A 17,453-nucleotide genomic window follows, 5' to 3' on the forward strand; every position below is an offset into this window, starting at 1 on the left:
GCTGGGCCCTCAGGCGGATGCCGGGACCGGGGCCGACGAGTCGGGATCGTCGCCCTCGGTTTCGCCGCTGATCCGGCGCGCCGCCTGCACGAGCAGCGGGATGCACCATTCGCGGATCGGCACCGTGGGCCGCGCGTGAAGGGACACAGCGGCGGAGGGGCCCGTCGCTCCGAGGACGGGTGCCGCGAGGCCGACGATGTCGGACGCGGCGCTCATGCGGCCCGCGCCGGCGCCGAAGCCGGGGACCGTCGCCGCGCGCTCGACGGCAAGCCCGCCACGCCGCCGCACCCTGTCGAGTTCGCGGTGCAGCGCAGGCAGAGACGGCGGCGGCCCGCAGCGCCCGCCGCGCGGCGGCGCGGAGACCAGTTCCTCGACCTCCTCGGGCGTGAGGGCGGACAGCATCGCCCGGCCGCCGGCGGAGCGGTGCAGGGCGCCGCGCGCGCCCACCTCGAGGCCCGGCAACGCCGCGCGGCCGCCGCCCACCCTGTCCAGCACCACTGTGTCGACGCCGTCCAGGGCCGTGAGGAACACGGGCGTGCCGGTCTGCAGGTGCAGCGCGTGCAGGTGCGGTGCGGCGGTGGCGCGCAATGCGGTGTGGTCGACCGCCCCGCTGCGGAACCGCAGCCCGCGTCTCCCCAGGGCGTAGCCGAGGGGCGTCTGGTTGACCCACTCCAGCCGGATGAGCGATTCCAGAATGCGGTGGGTGGTCGAGTACGGGAGGCCCGCGCGGCGGGCGACGCTGCCGAGGGGCAAGATCTCGCCGGCACTGTGGAAGGCGTCGAAGATCAGCGTCACCCGCTCGATCATCGACGTCGCCGGCCCGGACGACGGGCCGGTGCGGTGAACGTGACTGTGCGGCAAAGGAACCTCCGGGCGCTCGGGTCCCGGACGGAACCGAGATTGGAGCAAGCGCTTGTTCTAGAATGAGGAAGATCACGTCGGAGCGCAATGCCAGTCCCACATCACACGGGGGATGGCGGTTGTCTGGCGAAGGCAGCGCGGTGGAAGGGGTTCGAGGATGGGGCCGACGACACGCACACCGACGCCTCCGCCGGTTCGCGACGAGGACGTGCGCGGAGTGCGGATGCCCGTGTTCGCCGATAGGGACCGCTCGCTGGTGGACATGCTCGAACGGTCTCGCGCGCACGGGGACGGCGTGTACCTCGCGTGCGAAGGCCGGCACGTCACCTTCGCGGAGCACCACCGTATGGTCGCCGCGCTCGCGGCAGAGCTCCGCGAGCGGTTCGGGGTGCGGCCCGGCGACAGGGTCGGCATCCTGGCGGCGAACAGTATCGAGTGGGTCGTGACCTTCTGGGCGACGGTCGCTGCGGGCGGCATCGTCGTCGCGATGAACTCGCACTGGGCGGTGGGCGAGATCGCCTATGCGTGCGGGCACGCCCGCCCGTCGGTGATCGTCGCCGACGGGCGGCGGCGCGAGCGTTTGGCAGAGGCGGCAGCGGTCGCGCCCGCGGCCCAGGTTCCGGTACTGCCGGTCGAGTCGGCGGCCGTCGACCTCGGCGCGGGCGGGGGCTCCGCAGAGCTCCCCGGCGTGCGTCCGGCGGAGGACGATCCGGTCGCGATCGTCTACACCTCGGGCACCACCGGGAGGCCCAAGGGGGCCGTGCATTCGCACCGCAACCTCATCGCAGCCCGCGACTTCCACCGGTACAACGACGCGGTGGCGGCCGCCGCGGGGGCGCCGCAGTACCCTCGCCGCTACCTGATGACCGGGCCGCTGTTCCACATCGCCGCCCTGCACAACATCGCGGTCCCGCGCCTCGACAGCGGCGAGACCGCGGTGATCGCGACCGGTCGGTTCGACGTCGGCCGAGTGCTGGAGCTCATCGAGCGTGAACGCGTCACCCACTGGACCGCCGTCCCCACCATGGCGCACCGGCTGCTGGATGAGGGCAGCGTCGCGGAACGGGACCTGACGTCGCTGCGTTCGCTCTCGCTGGGCACCGCACCCACGGCCCCCGCCATGCGTTCGGCGCTGCGCGAGCTGCTGCCGCAGGCGACGGCCTCGATGGTGGCCACGTATGGGCAGACGGAGTGTTCCACCGCCGCCACGATCGCGACTCCGGCGCAGCTTGCGGCCAACCCGCGCTCGGTGGGCAGCGCGGCGGTGAACACGCAGGTGCGGGTGTGCGACGCGGCCGGCGCGACCGTGCCGGACGGCGTCGAGGGCGAGGTGTGCGTGCGCGGGGCGATGGTGATGCTCGGCTTCTGGGACGACGACGAGGCCACGGCCAAGGCCGTCGACGTCGACGGGTGGCTGCACACCGGCGACCTCGGCGTGCTGCGGGACGGCGAACTCGAGATCAACTCGCGCCGCAGCGACCTGATCATCCGCGGCGGCGAGAACGTCTACCCGGCCGAGGTGGAGGACGCCCTGGACACCCATCCCACGGTGGCCGAGTCGATCGTCTTCGGCCGCCCCAGTGCGGAGTACGGGCAGGAGGTGTCGGCGGTCGTCGTGCTGCGCGAGGACGGCGCGGCCGACGAGGAAGCGCTGAGGCGGCACCTCGACGGCCTGATCGCCGGCTACAAGATCCCCTCGCAGTGGACGGTGACCACCGATCCGCTGCCGCGCAATGCGACCGGCAAGGTGATCCGCACCGGCTTCGCGTGACCTTCGGAAGGATGGCGCCATGACGAATCGTGACGACTGGGCGCCGCTACTCGGCGAACTGACACGCCGGCGCTCCACCGCCCGCGCGATGGGCGGCGAAGACAAGCTGCGCCGGCACCGGGCGGCGGGACGGGTGGACGCGCGCGAGCGCATCGCACGGCTGCTCGATCCCGGCACCTTCACCGAGATCGGGCTGCTCGCCGGGGCGCCGGACACGCCCGCCGATGCTTTCGTGACCGGGTCGGGCCTCATCGACGGGCGGCCGGTGTTCGTCGGCGCCGAGGACTTCTCGGTGTCGGGCGGATCCATCGGCACCGCGGCCGCGACCAAGCGGGCAAGGGTCGCCGCGCTGGCCGGTCAGGAGCGTGCGCCGCTGGTGCTCATGCTCGAGGGCGCCGGGCATCGCGCCACCAACATGCTCGAGCCGCAGCGGCCCGCCCCCAACGACCTGCAGCTGCTCGCCGACCTGGCCGGCACCGTGCCGATCGTCGCGATCGTCACCGGCCCGTCCGCCGGGCACGGGGCCCTCGCCGCGCCGCTGGCCGACTTCGTCGTCATGGTCGACGGCCTCGCGTCGCTGTTCACCGCGGGACCGCCGCTGGTGCGGGCCGCCACCGGTGAGCAGGTGACCAAGGAGCAGCTGGGCGGTCCGCAGGTGCACGCGGTCGTCAGCGGGGTCGCCCACAATGTGGCCGCGGACGTCGACGGGGCGCTGCAGCTGGCGCGTCGATACCTGTCGTACCTGCCGTCGTGCGCGGGCGACCCGCCGCCGTGCGCCGACACTGGTGACGGCGAGCGCGCCGTCGACGCATTGCTCGACCTCATTCCGCCGGACCCGCGGCGCCCGTACGACATGACGGCGGTGCTGCGCGAGCTCGTCGACGACGGCTCGCTGCTGGAGGTGCAACCCGCGCACGGGCCATCGCTCATCACCGCGCTGGCGCGCCTGGGCGGGCGGCCGGTGGCGGTGCTGGCCAACCAGCCGGCCGCGCTCGCGGGAGCCATCGATGCGGCCGCTGCCGGCAAAGCGGCCCGCTTCGTCGAGACGACGGCCGGCTTCGGCCTGCCGCTGGTGCAGCTTGCCGACAACCCGGGCGTGCTCTCGGGCGGCGCCTCGGAGCGGGCGGGGATCCTGCGCGAGGCGGCGCGGATGTTCGTCGCCCAGCACCGCGCACAGGTGCCCAAGCTGCACGTGACGGTGCGCAAGGCGTTCGGCTTCGGCAGCTCGGTGATGGGGCAGAACGCCTTCGGCGGGCAGACGGTCTCGCTCGCCTTCCCGGGCGCGATGCTGGGCGGCATCCCGGCCGCCGTGGGCGGGGCGACCTCGGGCGCCGACGACGACACGCGGCGCGCGTTGGTGGAGCACGAGGCGTCGGGGCCGTGGCAACTCGCCCGCACCGCCACCTACGACGATGTCATCGACCCGCGCGAGCTGCGCAACCGGCTGCTCGCCGCGCTCCGCACCGCGCGGGGGTGAGGGGCCCGGCGACAACTCGCCGAGCACCTTCCCGAGGCGCCCGCCTTCGCCGCGTACGAATTCATCACCGGAGCCTTGTTGTCGAATCCGGTCCGGGTCGGCAAGCGTCTCAAGGCTCCCCTCGACGACAGGTACAGCGCTCGTCGCGGCACGTATCGGGTGCTGTATCGCATCGACGACGCCGCCCGCACGGTGACGGTGCTCGACGTGGCGCACCGTCGAGATGCCTACCGCACGGGAAGTGCATGACCCGGCCGGCGGTCGGGGACGAGCAGGTCACCTACGGCGAGGTCGGCCTTGGTCCCGTACGGCAGCGAGTCCGACTCGTGCGCCTCGAACGGGATAGGGGCGTCCCTCACGCGGGATCCTTTCGTCGCGGGGCCTGCCCGACGGCCATGCCGCTGAGCAGGATGCCGGCCGATCATCTCACCCCCGCGCCGCTGCGTACCCTGACTCCATGACCACGACGCTCGGTGAGATCGGCTCGGCGAAGTACGCCCTGCTCACCACATTTCGCAAGGATGGCAGCGCGGTGCCGACTCCACTGTGGGCGGCGATGGACGACGGGGAACTGCTGATGTGGACCGTCACGGACTCGTGGAAGGTGCGCCGCATCCAGCGCACACCGCGGGTCACCGTTGCGGCCTGCGATGTGCGCGGCAATGCCCGAGGCCCCCAGGTCGAGGCGGTGGCCGAGGTGCTCGACGGCGCCGGCACCGACCGGGCCCGCGCCGTCATCGCGCGCAAGTACGGCGTCCTCGGGTGGATCCTCATCAAGGGCAGCCTGCTGCGGCGCGGTCGCGCCGGCACCGTGGGCCTCGCCGTGCGCGTGGGATGAGGGGCAGGCGCGGGGGAACCTTGGTGGTGGACGCACGCCGCGGCGGCCTTGCCGTACCCACCCCTGACGCGCTCACGCCTTCCAAGCATTGCCGAGCAGCACCATCGTGTTGGCTGATCCGACGACGCCGTGCACGTCCTGCAGCCAGGCGAGGTACTCGGGGTAATAGCCGTGCACCAGGAACGGCACATCCTCGTTGATCTGCCGCTGGATGTCGGCCATCGTCGCGCGCTGGGAGGCGGCGTCGGGATCGGCCTGGAACGCGTCGATGAGCGCATCCATTTCCGGGCTCGTATGCATTCCGTAGAGCTGCTTTCCGCCGCTGTGCATGGCCGACGACATCTTGGGGAACGGGTCGGGATCGCGCAGGCTCAGTCCCCACGACCCCAGGTCGTAGTCGCGTTCCGCCGCGATGCGCCGGATCTGGTCGCCGGTCGTCGGCATGATCTGCGAGTCGACGTCGAAGCCCACTGCGTCGAGCTGCGCCTGGATGGCCAGCGCCTGTTGCCCTTTGGCCTGCTCGGGACCGTTGACCATGACGAGCTGTCCGTCGAAGCCGTCGGCCTTCGCCTCGGCGACCAACGTGCGCGCCTCTTCTTGATCCTGCACCGGCGACGCGACGTCGGTGTGCCACCGGGAGTAGGCGCCGAAAAGCTCGCCCTCGGCGAATTCCGCAGTGCCATAGGCGCGCTGGGCGATGGCGTCGTTGTCGAGCGCCAGCTGCATCGCCTTGCGCAGGCGCGGATCAGCCCCGGGCCGGCCCGGGGCCGCATTGATGAGGGTGACATTGGCCGCCGCCGTCATGCTCACATACCCCGGCGTGTCCCGATCGAGCATCTTCTGCACGTCCTGCGGATAGCGGACATAGGTCATGTCGATGCCGCCGTTGAACATGGTCTCCATGGCGGTCTGCGTGGTCGGGAGATACACGATCTTCACCGCATCGAGCGGCGGCCGGCCGTCCCAGTAGTCGTCCCGGGCAGTGAGCGTCATCGCATCGCCCTGATGCCACTCCTGCAGCGTGAACGGGCCGGCGCCGATGGGCGTGAAGCCGTCGCCCGGCGTGCCGGCCGCCGGAGCCACGATCATCCCCGCTCCGGACGTGAGCGTGTGCGCGAATCCCGGCCAGGGGCGCGCGAGCGTGTAGACGACGGTGTGCGGGTCGGGCGCATCGATGGCGGCGACGTTGTCGTTCCACAGGGCGGCGTCGGGCCCGCCCGCCGCGCCGAACCGCTCCTGGCTGGCCTTGACCGCCGCAGCGTCCAGTGGAGATCCGTCCGAGAAGACCACCCCGTCGCGCAGGGTGAGCGTCCACGTCGAGAAGGCGTCGTCGTGGTCCAGGGCGGTCGCCATCTGCGGCACGACGGCGTCGGCCGCCGCGTCGTAGCGCATGAGCGAGCCGTAGATGTTGAGCATCTCCACGCCCCCGGTGGTCACCGCGGCGATCGTCTTGGCGGGATCGAGCGAGGTCGGCTCCGAGAAGGCGCCGTAGGTGAGCGTGCCGCCGTCGTGGGGCGCACCCTCATCCGCGGCCACGTTGATCATGCCGTCTCTCAGCGTGCCGAGGCCGGCCGCGTCGGTGCTTCCGTCGCCGCCGCCGCTCGAGCATGCGGCGAGTCCGATCGCGACGGCGGTGAGCACGGCGCCGAGTCGCAGGGGTCTGCGTGCAACGAATCCTGTCATGGTTCCCTTTCTCCGGGCGCGGAGGCGGCGAATCGGGCGACGCCGCGGGCCACCCCCGCCCAGCAGCGGTCCATCACGTCGTCGGTGATGCCCGCGATATGGGGCGTGACCACGACGTTGTCCATGGCCCACAGCGGATGTGCAGCGGGCAGCGGTTCGGGATCGGTGACGTCCAGGGCGACGTGCCCCAGCCGCGTGCGCGCGGCCTCGACCAGCGCATCCGTATCGACCAGCGGTCCCCGCCCCGCGTTGACGAAGACGGCGCCCGGGCGCATCCGTGCGAAGAAGCCGGCATCGGCCAGGTGCCCGGTCGCGGGCGTCAGCGGGACGGCGAGCACGACGATGTCGTAGCGGCCCAGGTTCTCGCGGGCCCCGCGCGTATCCAGCACACCTTTGCGGGCCGCTCTGCCGGCCAGGTCGGCTGCAGCGCCGAAGGTCGAGAGCATCGCGCGCAGGTGGGTGCCGATGTCGCCCGCCCCGAACACCAGCACGCGTGCGCCGGCGAGTGTGCCGGTGCGCTCCGCCCGCCAGTCGCGACGGCGCTGGGCCTCGGCGAAGCCCGGCAGGCGGCGGTGGTGCGAGAGCAGCTGCGCCATCACCCATTCGGCGACGGTCCGGCCGTGCACGCCGGTGACGCCGGCGACGCGCACGGTCGCGGGCGCGACGGCCTCCCAGCTGTCGGTGCCCGAGCTGAACAACTGGATCATCCGCAACCGCGGCAAGGCGGGCAGCAGCGCGGCGGTGGACGCGTCGGGGTGCCGGTCGACCACCAGGACCTGCGCGTCTTCCGCGCCTGCCGGCAAGGCCTCGGGCGCCTCCGGGGCGTACAGCATCACGTCGGCGTTGCAGGCCGCAAGCACCGCGTCGACGCCACGCGGCTGCGGCACGAGCACGCGGATCGGCCGGCCTGGCGTGGTCATCGGCGTCATCATCGCTGCCGCCCGAGCACCTCCGCCGCGAGTGCGGGTTCGTCCCGGAGGGCCTTGCGCACGGCCGCCTCCCAGAACCCGTGGTAGCCGTTGCCGTCGCTGTTGGCCTGCCGATCCATCCACCAGTCCGGCAGCGACGACTTCTCCGGGCCGCCCGCCACCCGCACCATCCACGCGTTCTTCGCCCGCTGCTCCAGCGCCACCGCGCGCAGGAATGCCGCCCGCGCGGTGTCCCCGATGACGAACACCCCGTGCCCGCCCAGGATCGCCCGATCGGCATCGCCGATCGCGCGCACCGCCGCATCCGCGGCCTCACGACTGTTCACGGCCCCCTCGTACTCGTCCACGAGCACCACCTCGCCGCCGCCGAGGCTCGAGCTCTGGTCGTACGCAGGCGGAACCGCCGTGAGGTCGCTCCACACCGTGCCGTACTCGGAATGATTGTGCACCGCGTACTGCACCTCGGGGCGGGCCACGTGCAGCGCCAAGTGCAGGGGGATCCCCAGCGGCACCGGCCAATCACCCTCGATGACGTTGCCGTCGAGGTCGATGCGCAGCACGTCCCCGGGCATCATCTCCTCCCAGGTGAGCAGCCACGGGTTGCACAGCAGCGTCCCGTCGCCCATGTTCACCGTGATGTGCCCGGCCAGGTGATCGCAGTACCCTTCCGCCCACAGCGTGCGGCCCAGCAGCACGATCTCCTCGCGCACATCGAGCTCCGGCATCAGCCGATCCCGGGCAGGGGTGAAACCATTCGACACGGCGACCACGTCAGCGCTCCTGCCCGTCGCGTGGCAGCACCGTCGCGGGAAGCGGATGCCGGTAGAGCTTCGCGGCGTTCTCGCTGCACATCATGCGCAGCTCGTTCGCCGGGATGCCCGCCCAGTACTTGTCGAGCACGTCCTGGGTGCCGGGCCAAGTCCCGTCGCCGTGCGGGTAGTCCGTCTCGAGCATGATGTTCTCCACCCCGATGACGTGCCGCAGGGCGATGGTGGACGGGTCGTCGAGGGTGCAGAACCAGAAGTTGCGGCGCAGGACGTCGGACGGTCGCTCGTCCCAGCCGAGGCCGTAGCCCGAGCGGTCGATGATGTTGTCGAGCCGGTCGATGAGCATGGGCACCCAGCCGATGCCGCCCTCGCTCATGGCGATCTTCAGCGCGGGGTTGTCCTTGGGGTAGCCCGACCACAGCCACTCCGAGCACGCGCCCAGTGACAGCTGGCCGAACATGGTCGCGCCCAGCTGCAGGCCGGGCGCCCCCTTCGGGTAGGCGTACATCCCCGAGCTGCCCACGTGCAGCGAGATGACGGTGTCGGTCTCGACGCAGGCCGCGATGATCGGGTCCCAGTGCTCGCGGTCCCATAGCGAGGGCAGTCCGATGGCGTGCGGGCGCTCGGGGAAGGTGACGGAGGTGAAGCCGCGCTCGGCATTACGGCGTATTTCCTTGACGGCCTCGACCGGGTCGGTGAGGTAGGTGATGCCGCCGGGGATCACCCTCTCGGGGTATTCGAGGTACCACTCGTTGTAGAGCCAGTCGTTCCACGCCCTGGTGGCGGCGATACCTACCTGGCGGTCCTTCGCGAAGGCGAATACGCGGCCGCAGAAACCGGTGATCTGCGACGGGAAGTTGAGCATGGCCCAGATACCGCCCAAGTCCATGTCCTTGACCCGGGCGTGGATGTCGTAGCAGCCGGGGCGCATCTGGTCGAAGCGGAACGGCTCGTACTTCACCGTCTCTTTGCGCCGGCCGGCGACAGCGTTCATTCCCACCTGCGAATAGATGTCGCCGTCGAACTCCCAGACCTGGGCGCCGTGCTCGTTCTGCACCATCTGCGGCCCGCGGTCGCGCAGGCTGGCGGGCATCCAGGTCTCGAAGAGGTGCGGCGGCTCCACGACGTGGTCGTCCACCGAGATGATCGTGTAGCGGGTGTCCTGCGGCTGCGGCTCGGGGGCGAACAGCGCGGGGTCGAGGTCTTCGGGGGTGAGCGTCATCGGATGCCTCCGGATCGTGTCGCGGGAGTTCGGGCGTCAGGGAAACGTGCATCGAGGGACATGTATCGAGAAATGTGTGAGTATCACTATGTGATAAGATCTATCACTTAGTTCAAGATTAGGAGTGATCCAGATCGCAGTCAAGACATCGGCGACGCTCGCGCGCGGCCTGCGCGTGCTGGAGGCCATCGCGGCGCGACAGCCGGCGGGCCTGGCCGAACTCACCGAGGCGCTGGGTGAGGACAAGAGCGCCCTGCAGCGCGCCCTCGCCACGCTGCACGACACCGGCTGGATCGCCCCGAGCGGGCCGGGCGTCTGGGAACTGACCACCCGCGCGCTGTCGATCGCGGGACACGCCGCCGCATCGTCGCCGGTGGTCGCGCGGGCCCGGCCGCTACTGGGCGCCCTGCGTGATGAGACCGGGGAGACGGCACACCTTGCCCTACTCGACGGCGCCGATCTCGTGGTGGTCGACATCGCCGAGGCCCGCCAGGTGGTGCGCACCGCGCTGTACCCGGGCCAGCGCATCGCCGCTGATGCCAGCGCAGGGGGGCGGGCGGTGTGCGCGGCCCTCGATGCGGCGGCGCGGCGGGCGCTGTTCGCCGATCCGTCCGGGCTGCTGCCCGACGCTGAATACGTGCGTATCGCTGCCCGCGGTTGGGCGGTGTGCGAAGGGGACGTGAAACCGGGGTGGACGAGCATCGCCAGCCCAGTCCGTACTGCGGGCGGGGCGCCGGTCGGAGCCGTCGTGACCAGCGGGCCGGCGCAGCGGCTCACCCCGGACCGCTACGACGGCATCGGTGCGCTGCTGCACGACGTGGCGCTCGAGTTGAGCCGCAGGTGACTTTGCTCGGCGCGTAGTCGGCCGTACGCCCCCGCCGAGTGGTGCAGAACCGGGTGCTCCTCCGCGGATCAGCACCCCGGACGGCCCCACTCGAGGAGCGCACACCCATGATCGACCCGTCACGCCCCGGATGGTCGCGGAGCCCCGCCGGCGCGGTGGCGCTCGACCCTGCGTTGTGGGCGGGCGGCACTTGCGCGACGGAGAACTCCGGGCGGTCTTGCACCCCGGGCGTCAGCACCCACCACGACCACGTACTGCCGGACACGATGCGGCGGTGAAGATCGGGGAGAGACTCGTGCCTGGAAGCCTCTTGGGGCGGACGCCGGCAGCGCCGAACCTGACGCCGGCGGCGCCGAACTTGATGCCGACGCCGCCGTCACCCGCGAGGACGTTCCCGGCCCGCCCTCACCGCGTGATCATCGACGCCATCATCTGCTCGAAGCCCTCGGGGTAGAGCGCGGCCGGCGGCTGCCCGGCACCGGCGGGCGCGTGGAACACCGTGCGCGCGTGGCTGAACTCCACGAATCCTTCGCGCCCGTGGTAGTGGCCCATGCCGGAATCGCCCACGCCGCCGAACGGCGCGTCCTCGAGCCCGGGATGCAGCATGAGGTCGTTGACGGTGACGCCACCGGACGTGGTGCCGTCGAGCACCGTCTGGAGCTCGTCGTCGTCCGTGCCCAGCCAGTACAGCGCCAGCGGCGCGGGCCGCTCGCCCAGGGCGCCGAGCACGTCGTCCACCGTGTCGTAGCCGAGGACCACGACGGCCGGGCCGAACAGCTCCTCGCGCATGACCGCCGTGTCCTCCGGCGGGTCGACCACGACGTGCAGCGGCGTGCGGCGTCCGTCGGGCTGCTCGTCGGGAACGGTTTCGATGCGGGCGCCGCGGGTGCGGGCGTCGTCGACGAGGCCGGCCACGCGCCGGGCATGGCGGTCGTCGACGATGCTGATCGCCCCGGGGTTGCCCTGCACGGTGGGTACGAGCTGCGAGTACGCGCCGGTGAGCGCCGTGACGAACGCGTCGACCGATTCGCGCGGCACGTACACCAGGTCCGGGCTCACGCACAGCTGCCCGCCGTTGCTCGATTTGGCGCCCGCCACCTTTCCGGCGGCTGCGGCCAGGTCCGCGCTGCGCGACACGAGTGTCGGCGACTTCCCGCCCAGCTCCAGCGTCACCGGCACCAGGTTCTCGGCGGCGCTGCGCATCACCGCCCGGCCCACCGACGTGCTGCCGGTGAACACGAGGTGCCCGAAGGGGCGCGTGGTGAACTGCTCGGCCACCGCGGGCCCGCCGGTGACCACGGCGACGTCGAGCGGGTCGATGCGCTCGGTGAAGAGCCGGGCGAGGGTCTCCGCGGTGCGCGGCACCACCTCCGAGGGTTTGAGCACCGCCCGATTGCCCGCGGCCAGCGCCGACGCGAGCGGGCTGAGCAGGGTGAACACCGGGGCGTTCCAGGTGCCCAGGATGCCGACGGTTCCCTTGGGGGTGTATCGGATCTCTGCGGTGGCGCCGTACTGGTCGTAAGGCGCGTACGCCTTGCGGTGTTCCGGTGCCATCCACTCCTCGAGACGGTCCCGCGAGGACTTCAGCGAGCCGAGGGAGCCGAGCACGTCGTTCATGATCGAGTAGCCGCGGTGGCGGCCGCCGAAGTCCTCGTCGACGGCTGTGACGATCGCGTCGTACTCGTCCACCAGAAGGTCGATCACGGCCTGGATGCGGGCGCGGCGCACAGCAGCGGACGGCATCCCCTCGGCGCGGCGCGCCGCGCGCTGGCGGGCGAGGACGTCGTCGAGCGCCGCGATGGCGGCTGCGGCGGAACCGGACTCTGCGACGGTGGTCATACGTGCTCCTCAACCTCGGGGTCGGACCGGTTCGACGCTAGAACGGCTGTGACCGACGCGACAGGGAATTCCTGCACAGTGGAACTGTGCTGCGGTGCAGGCAGATCGGGCCGGTAGACCTGGAGTACCGACTAGCCAGGAGGACACATGCGCACGCGGGGAGCAGTCATCAAGCAGGCGCCGGGGACGTTCGAGGTGGTGGACCTGGAACTGGACGAGCCGCGCCGCGACGAGATCATGGTGCGCATGGTCGCGTCGGGCCTGTGCCACTCGGACGCACACATCGCGGCGGGCGACCACGCGGTGAACAACTACCCGATATGCGGCGGACACGAGGGTGCGGGCGTCGTGGAGCGCGTGGGTCCGGAAACCGAGGGCTTCGCGGTGGGTGACCACGTGGTGTTCTCGTTCCTCGCCGCCTGCGGCAAGTGCCGGTGGTGCGCGTCGGGCATGCAGAACCTGTGCGACCGGGGCGCCGCGATCATGACGGGCGGCCGGCCCGACGCCCCGGACAGCCACCGCATGCTCCTCGACGGCGCGCCCGTGGGGCAGACGTGCGGGCTGGCGACCTTCAGCGAATACACCACGGTGCACGTGGACAACGCGATCAAGGTGCTCGACAAGTCCTTGCCACTGGACCGGCTGTGCCTGCTCAGCTGCGGCGTCGGCACCGGGTGGGGTGCGGCGGTGAACTCTGCGCAGGTGTATCCGGGGCAGACGGTGATCGTCATGGGCACCGGCGGCGTGGGCATCAACGCCGTCCAGGGCGCGGCGCACGCCGGCGCGTCGCGGATCATCGCCGTCGACCCGGTCGCATTCAAACGCGAGAGCGCGCTGCGCCTGGGCGCCACCCACGCGGTGGCCGGTATCGACGAGGCGGCCGAACTCGCCCGCACGTTCACCAACGGTCAGGGCGCCGACGCCGCGATCATCACCGTCGGCAACACCACCGGCGAGCACATCGCCCAGGCGTTCTCGTCGATCCGCAAGGCCGGGGTGTGCGTCGTGACGGGCCTGGGGAAGATGACCGACGTGGGCCTGCCGATCAGCCCGCTCGAGCTCACGCTCTACCAGAAGACGCTGGTGGGCTCGCTGTTCGGCGCCTCCAACCCCACCGCGGACATCCCCTGGATGATCGACATGTACACGGCCGGAAAGCTGGAGCTGGACTCGCTGGTCACCAGCACCTACACGCTCGACGAGGTGGCGAAGGGGTTCGAAGACATGGAGGCCGGGGTGAACCTGCGCGGCGTGCTGGTGTTCGACTGAGCGTTCCCCGCGGGTGGCCCGTCACCGGACACCCGGCTTTGGTGGACATTTGGTTGGAAATCGGCGGAATTTCGACCAAATGTCCACCAAAGCGCACGTGGGGACCGGCGCCGGCTCACAGCCAGTGCGCCAGCCCCACCGCGAACAGTGCGAAGGTGAGCAGTCCGATGGCGCCGCGGAGCGCGGCCGCCGACCGGCCGCCGCGCGCGACGTGGCCGTCGAGCGCCCCGCCGCTCTCCTCGGCCCGGCGGCGCAGCCGAGTCATGTTCCGGGCCTGCACGATCCCCCACGCCAAGGCCACCACGAGAGCGGCGGCGAGCACGGTGAGCGCGGTGCTCATGCCCGTCCACGGCGCCGTGCCCAGCAGCACCGCGCCGGCGATGAGGCCCACGAGCAGGTCGATCGTCGCGAAGATCCCGTAGGCGCGGCCGAACGCCCGGAAGAACGACACCCGCGCCATCGGCTCCAGTGTGGCGGAACTGGTGCGCGCGACGAACACCACCGTCACCATGCCCCCGATCCACAGGCATGCGGTGAGGATGAGGATGCCGGACAGGGTGCTTTCCGCGCCGGAGGACAGGCTGGTCATCGGATTCCGTTTCGCCGAGGGGGTGCGTCCGGTCTACCACCGGCCGGCCCGCGAGAGGCGCCCGGGCGGCCGCCGGGTCTGTTAGCGTCGGCGCCATGAGTGGGACAGCGAACAGGAAGGGCGTCCGGGCGGCCGCCGCGGTGATCGCGGTCGCAGCCGCGCTGGGCGCCTCGGCGTGCTCCTCGTCCGACGACGGCCAGGGCGATGCTGCGCGCACCGCGCAGACGGGTACCGCCCAGACCGGCGCCGCGCAGACCGGTACCGCGCAGACGGGTACCGCCCAGACCGGTGGTGCGACGGGGCAGCCGGCGCCGGGGGCCGGAGCGAGCGCCACCGTGACGTCGGTGGTGCTGAACGGCGCCCCGCAGGATGTCGGCTTCCCCGACGTGCGGTGCGACCACGAGCACGACGAGGGCTTTCCGCAGATCGATCTCGAGGCGCAGGACCGGGCGGCCGACAGGGAATTGCAGGTGGAGATCGTCCTCTCCGATCCGCCCAAGCTCGACGACTTCGAGCTTGAGCAGGGGCGCGACGAGTGGCAGGCCACCGACGCCGACAGGGCGGGCGCGCAGATCACCGTCGACGGGTCGCACTACCGCGTGTCCTCCGCGGTGACTCAGGACGACACCAAGGAACCGGGCCGCATGGAGGTCGAGTTCACCTGCCCGTAGGCCCGGCCCGGCGTGGCGGGCCCGCAGCGCATCATCCCGCCGGTGGTCCGATGCGGAGCATGCGCCCCACCGTTCCCTGCCAGTACACGCCGGGCCCGTCGCCGTCGCCGATGTTCGGTGCGACAGTCCCGGTGAGCTCCATCGGCTCGTCCACCGGCGCGGTGCCGACGAACGAGCGCACCACCTCGTCGCCGGTGTCCGCGTCGATGGCGGTGTAGAACACCGGACCGGTCTTCTGCGCGATACCGCTGGTGAGGACGTCTCCCAGCACGCCGGAGTCCGGCGCGTCGCCGTAGGACAGGCCGTGGATGAGCCTGTCGCCGGTGGTGGCCTTCGGCAGCGTTGCGGTGCGGGTGTTCGACGTCCACTGCCGCGTACAGCCGCTGCCGTCGGTGGCGATCGACGTCATGCCGCCCCGGTACGGTGCCTGCGCGGGCATCGCCGGTCCGTCGACGGCCATCGGGAAGTACTGGAAGCCGTAGGTGTTCGCGATGATGAGCGACCACTCGCCGCCGCCCGGGGATGCGAGCGCGATGGGGGAGTTCTCGGACTGGGCCGGGCCCTCGATGAGCCTGCCGTCTGGCGCGGCGGTCTCCGGGTGCAGGGTGGTCGCGAACGCGGGCATCGCGCAGCGCACGTCGCCGCTGGCACGGTCGAGGACGAACAGCGTCGACTGGTCTGCGGCGTCGAGGTAGGCGACGTAGTCGTCCTGGTTCGGCCCGAAGTACGTGGGCGTGGAGCCCGAGCCGTGGCTGAGCATCCCGGGGTGCCGGGCCGCGCCGGGATCGTAGGCCCGCCGCCACCGGATGTGCGGCTGACCGTCCTCACCCTGGTCCACCTCGTAGAGGGCGCGACTCGTCATCACCGAGGCGCCACCGGGCCGCACCGTGATGCCGTTGGACACGCGCTCGCCCGGGGGCTGCCCCGCGTCGGCGGGCAGGTCGAGGATCCGCGCCGACGCGGGATCGCCGGGGACCACCGTGCCGACCACCGCGTTCACGGTGACGAACCAGATGCGGCCGTCGACCCCCGGGGCGAGGCCCGTGACGTAGTCACCGTCGCGGATGAGCGGGCCCAGATCGGCGATCACCTCGTCGGTGAGGGTCCACGCACCGGAGGAGTCGCGGGCGTGCCCGACGGCGTGAAGGACGCCCGCGCCGTCCGCGACGACGACGCGGTCCTGATCGTCGAGGTAGCCGTACACGCCGCCGAGCAATGCGCCCTTCGCCAACTGCATGCGGGCGAGGGCCGCGGCGGTGGCGGGGTCGAGCAGCACGACCATGGGCGGTGTGGTCTCGAGCGGGTCGGTGCCGACGTAGGCGGTGCACAGTGCCACGGGCATGCCGTCGCTCCCGACGAACACCGACGAACATGTGCCGCCGGGGATCGACGCACGCACACCGGTCTGCGTGCCGGGGCCGACGCCGGGGATCGTGTCGGTGGAGTAGATATCGCCGTGCACGGTGGCGGTTCCGAGGGGGCCGAGGCCGGGTGTTCCCGGCACTGCCCCGGCGGGCGCGGCGACGGCGATCGCCGCAGCCAGCGCGCCCGCGCTCGCGATCGCCCCGCGGGTGACGGCTCCGGCGCGTCGTGTCATCTGTGGCTCCTGCATCCGGGTCCCGGCGGCCGCGCACGCATGGATCGGGCACGGCCGCCCCTCCGGCGGTAGTCGGTGCAGTTCGTAACGACAATGGTCGTGTCAGAATGTATCGACGAAACAATGCAAGTGCAACAGATCACAGGGGGTCGATGACCGATGCCAGTCGAGAGGACGCCCGCCGAGCACCCCGGGACGACCCCGCTGACAGGGGCGTCGTGGCGCACCGACCTGTTCGACATCCCCGGATGCCTGCGAACGATCGGGTTGGACGCCCCGGCCGGCGCAGAGCCGTCGATCGAGCTGCTCGCCGCGTTGCATGAATCGCACGTGCGCACATTGCCGTTCGCGAACACCGACGTTCTGCTGGACACGCACCCGGGGGTGGCGCCGGACGCCGTGCAGGACCAGCTGGTGCGGCGCGGGCGTGGCGGCTACTGCTTCGAGCACGCGCAGATCTTCGCGGCCGCCGCCGAGCACCTGGGCTTCACCGTGCGCAGGGCGCTCGGTCGCGTGCATTCCCTCACGAACACGCGCACGCACATGAGCGTGCAGGTGCGGGCCGACGGCCGGTGGTGGCTCTGCGACCCGGGGTTCGGGTACAGCCTCATCCGCCCGCTGCCGCTGGAGGACGGCGCGACGCAGGATCTGGGCGGGCGGACCGCGCGGCTCGACCGCGCCGACGACGACGGCGCCGCCGTGTGGGTGCTGAGTCGTGACGGCGCCGTGGAGCACTGCACCGACGGGCTGCCGGTGAAGCCGGCGGATGTGCGCACCGGGCACTTCATCACCTCATGCGAGCCGGACTCTCCGTTCGTCAACCACCTGATGGTCATGCGGCACATGCCGTACGGGCACGTGACGATCACCGAGGGTGCACGCACCGTGCGCTGTGCGGGCCGGCCCACCGAGCACTCGGAGATCTCCGTCGCCGAGGTGGTGGACGGAGTGCGCGAACTGGGGTTGCGCCTGGCCGACGGGGAACGGGATCTGCTCGCCGCGAAGGTCGGGGGACTGCGGCGGGGCGGCGCAGGCTCTGCGTAGAGGCCGAGGGCCGTCACGCCTGTGCCCATGCTTCTGGCCGGCTGTGGAAGTA

General features: G+C 71.6%; 18 protein-coding genes. 9 read left to right on the top strand and 9 right to left on the bottom strand.

The genetic code is table 11. From position 1 onward, the window contains the following. Positions 1-9 precede the first annotated feature (9 nt). Positions 10-807, bottom strand: a complete 798-nt coding sequence (locus H4F70_RS01185; protein ID WP_182358707.1) for an IclR family transcriptional regulator — start codon at positions 805-807, stop codon at positions 10-12. A gap of 211 nt (positions 808-1,018) precedes the next feature. Between H4F70_RS01185 and H4F70_RS01190 the strand changes: the two genes are divergently transcribed. From H4F70_RS01190 to H4F70_RS01200, 3 genes are all read left to right on the top strand, one after another. Then, positions 1,019-2,632, top strand: coding sequence for a class I adenylate-forming enzyme family protein (locus H4F70_RS01190; protein ID WP_182358708.1), 1,614 nt, complete (start codon positions 1,019-1,021; stop codon positions 2,630-2,632). A 19-nt stretch (positions 2,633-2,651) separates the two neighbouring features. Next, positions 2,652-4,109, top strand: a complete 1,458-nt coding sequence (locus H4F70_RS01195) for an acyl-CoA carboxylase subunit beta (protein ID WP_182358709.1) — start codon at positions 2,652-2,654, stop codon at positions 4,107-4,109. Positions 4,110-4,187: 78 nt separating this feature from the next. Beyond that, complete coding sequence (locus tag H4F70_RS01200) at positions 4,188-4,358, top strand: type II toxin-antitoxin system RelE family toxin (protein ID WP_372497630.1); 171 nt, start codon at positions 4,188-4,190, stop codon at positions 4,356-4,358. Here H4F70_RS01200 and H4F70_RS20310 read toward each other — a convergent pair. Continuing rightward, positions 4,337-4,468, bottom strand: a complete 132-nt coding sequence (locus H4F70_RS20310; RefSeq protein ID WP_372497629.1) for a hypothetical protein — start codon at positions 4,466-4,468, stop codon at positions 4,337-4,339. The two genes, H4F70_RS01200 and H4F70_RS20310, sit on opposite strands and share 22 nt — an antisense overlap. A gap of 98 nt (positions 4,469-4,566) precedes the next feature. Between H4F70_RS20310 and H4F70_RS01205 the strand changes: the two genes are divergently transcribed. Further along, on the top strand, positions 4,567-4,947 hold the full coding sequence (locus tag H4F70_RS01205) for a PPOX class F420-dependent oxidoreductase (RefSeq protein WP_182358710.1): 381 nt from the start codon (positions 4,567-4,569) through the stop codon (positions 4,945-4,947). 72 nt (positions 4,948-5,019) lie between these two features. On the opposite strand, the gene H4F70_RS01210 is transcribed toward H4F70_RS01205, so the two are convergent. The 4 genes from H4F70_RS01210 to H4F70_RS01225 are packed head-to-tail and all read right to left on the bottom strand — an operon-like array spanning position 5,020 to position 9,548. Beyond that, positions 5,020-6,630, bottom strand: coding sequence for an ABC transporter substrate-binding protein (locus H4F70_RS01210; RefSeq protein WP_182358711.1), 1,611 nt, complete (start codon positions 6,628-6,630; stop codon positions 5,020-5,022). Next, complete coding sequence (locus H4F70_RS01215) at positions 6,627-7,550, bottom strand: NAD(P)-dependent oxidoreductase (RefSeq protein WP_182358712.1); 924 nt, start codon at positions 7,548-7,550, stop codon at positions 6,627-6,629. Before H4F70_RS01215 ends, H4F70_RS01210 begins: the two co-directional genes overlap by 4 nt. 8 nt (positions 7,551-7,558) lie before the next feature. Then, positions 7,559-8,284 (bottom strand): class II aldolase/adducin family protein, encoded by a 726-nt coding sequence (locus H4F70_RS01220; protein ID WP_182358713.1) that lies wholly within the window; start codon positions 8,282-8,284, stop codon positions 7,559-7,561. Between the two features lie 46 nt (positions 8,285-8,330). Then, positions 8,331-9,548: an amidohydrolase family protein gene (locus H4F70_RS01225; RefSeq protein WP_182358714.1), complete on the bottom strand. Its 1,218-nt coding sequence runs from the start codon at positions 9,546-9,548 to the stop codon at positions 8,331-8,333. 124 nt (positions 9,549-9,672) lie between these two features. Between H4F70_RS01225 and H4F70_RS01230 the strand changes: the two genes are divergently transcribed. Together H4F70_RS01230 and H4F70_RS01235 are read left to right on the top strand one after the other, a co-directional pair. Beyond that, entirely contained in the window at positions 9,673-10,392 is a 720-nt protein-coding gene (locus tag H4F70_RS01230) for an IclR family transcriptional regulator (protein WP_182358715.1), read from the top strand. Between the two features lie 107 nt (positions 10,393-10,499). Further along, positions 10,500-10,670 carry a hypothetical protein gene (locus tag H4F70_RS01235; protein WP_182358716.1) on the top strand — a complete coding sequence of 57 codons (171 nt, stop codon included), beginning with the start codon at positions 10,500-10,502 and terminating at the stop codon, positions 10,668-10,670. Between the two features lie 127 nt (positions 10,671-10,797). Here H4F70_RS01235 and H4F70_RS01240 read toward each other — a convergent pair whose 3' ends face one another. Beyond that, positions 10,798-12,231, bottom strand: coding sequence for an aldehyde dehydrogenase family protein (locus tag H4F70_RS01240; RefSeq protein WP_182358717.1), 1,434 nt, complete (start codon positions 12,229-12,231; stop codon positions 10,798-10,800). Positions 12,232-12,378: 147 nt separating this feature from the next. Between H4F70_RS01240 and H4F70_RS01245 the strand changes: the two genes are divergently transcribed. Then, positions 12,379-13,500: an NDMA-dependent alcohol dehydrogenase gene (locus H4F70_RS01245; protein ID WP_182358718.1), complete on the top strand. Its 1,122-nt coding sequence runs from the start codon at positions 12,379-12,381 to the stop codon at positions 13,498-13,500. A 115-nt stretch (positions 13,501-13,615) separates the two neighbouring features. Here the strand turns inward: H4F70_RS01245 and H4F70_RS01250 are convergent, their stop codons facing one another. Beyond that, positions 13,616-14,089, bottom strand: coding sequence for a hypothetical protein (locus tag H4F70_RS01250; RefSeq protein ID WP_182358719.1), 474 nt, complete (start codon positions 14,087-14,089; stop codon positions 13,616-13,618). 95 nt (positions 14,090-14,184) lie between these two features. Between H4F70_RS01250 and H4F70_RS01255 the strand changes: the two genes are divergently transcribed. Beyond that, entirely contained in the window at positions 14,185-14,760 is a 576-nt protein-coding gene (locus tag H4F70_RS01255; protein ID WP_182358720.1) for a lipoprotein LpqH, read from the top strand. 31 nt (positions 14,761-14,791) lie between these two features. On the opposite strand, the gene H4F70_RS01260 is transcribed toward H4F70_RS01255, so the two are convergent. Then, positions 14,792-16,357, bottom strand: coding sequence for a hypothetical protein (locus H4F70_RS01260; RefSeq protein ID WP_182358721.1), 1,566 nt, complete (start codon positions 16,355-16,357; stop codon positions 14,792-14,794). A gap of 159 nt (positions 16,358-16,516) precedes the next feature. On the opposite strand from H4F70_RS01260, the gene H4F70_RS01265 reads away from it, so the two are divergent. Further along, positions 16,517-17,401 carry an arylamine N-acetyltransferase family protein gene (locus tag H4F70_RS01265; protein ID WP_182358722.1) on the top strand — a complete coding sequence of 295 codons (885 nt, stop codon included), beginning with the start codon at positions 16,517-16,519 and terminating at the stop codon, positions 17,399-17,401. Positions 17,402-17,453 lie beyond the last annotated feature (52 nt).

Source organism: Tomitella gaofuii (genome assembly GCF_014126825.1).
Classification (GTDB): domain Bacteria; phylum Actinomycetota; class Actinomycetes; order Mycobacteriales; family Mycobacteriaceae; genus Tomitella; species Tomitella gaofuii.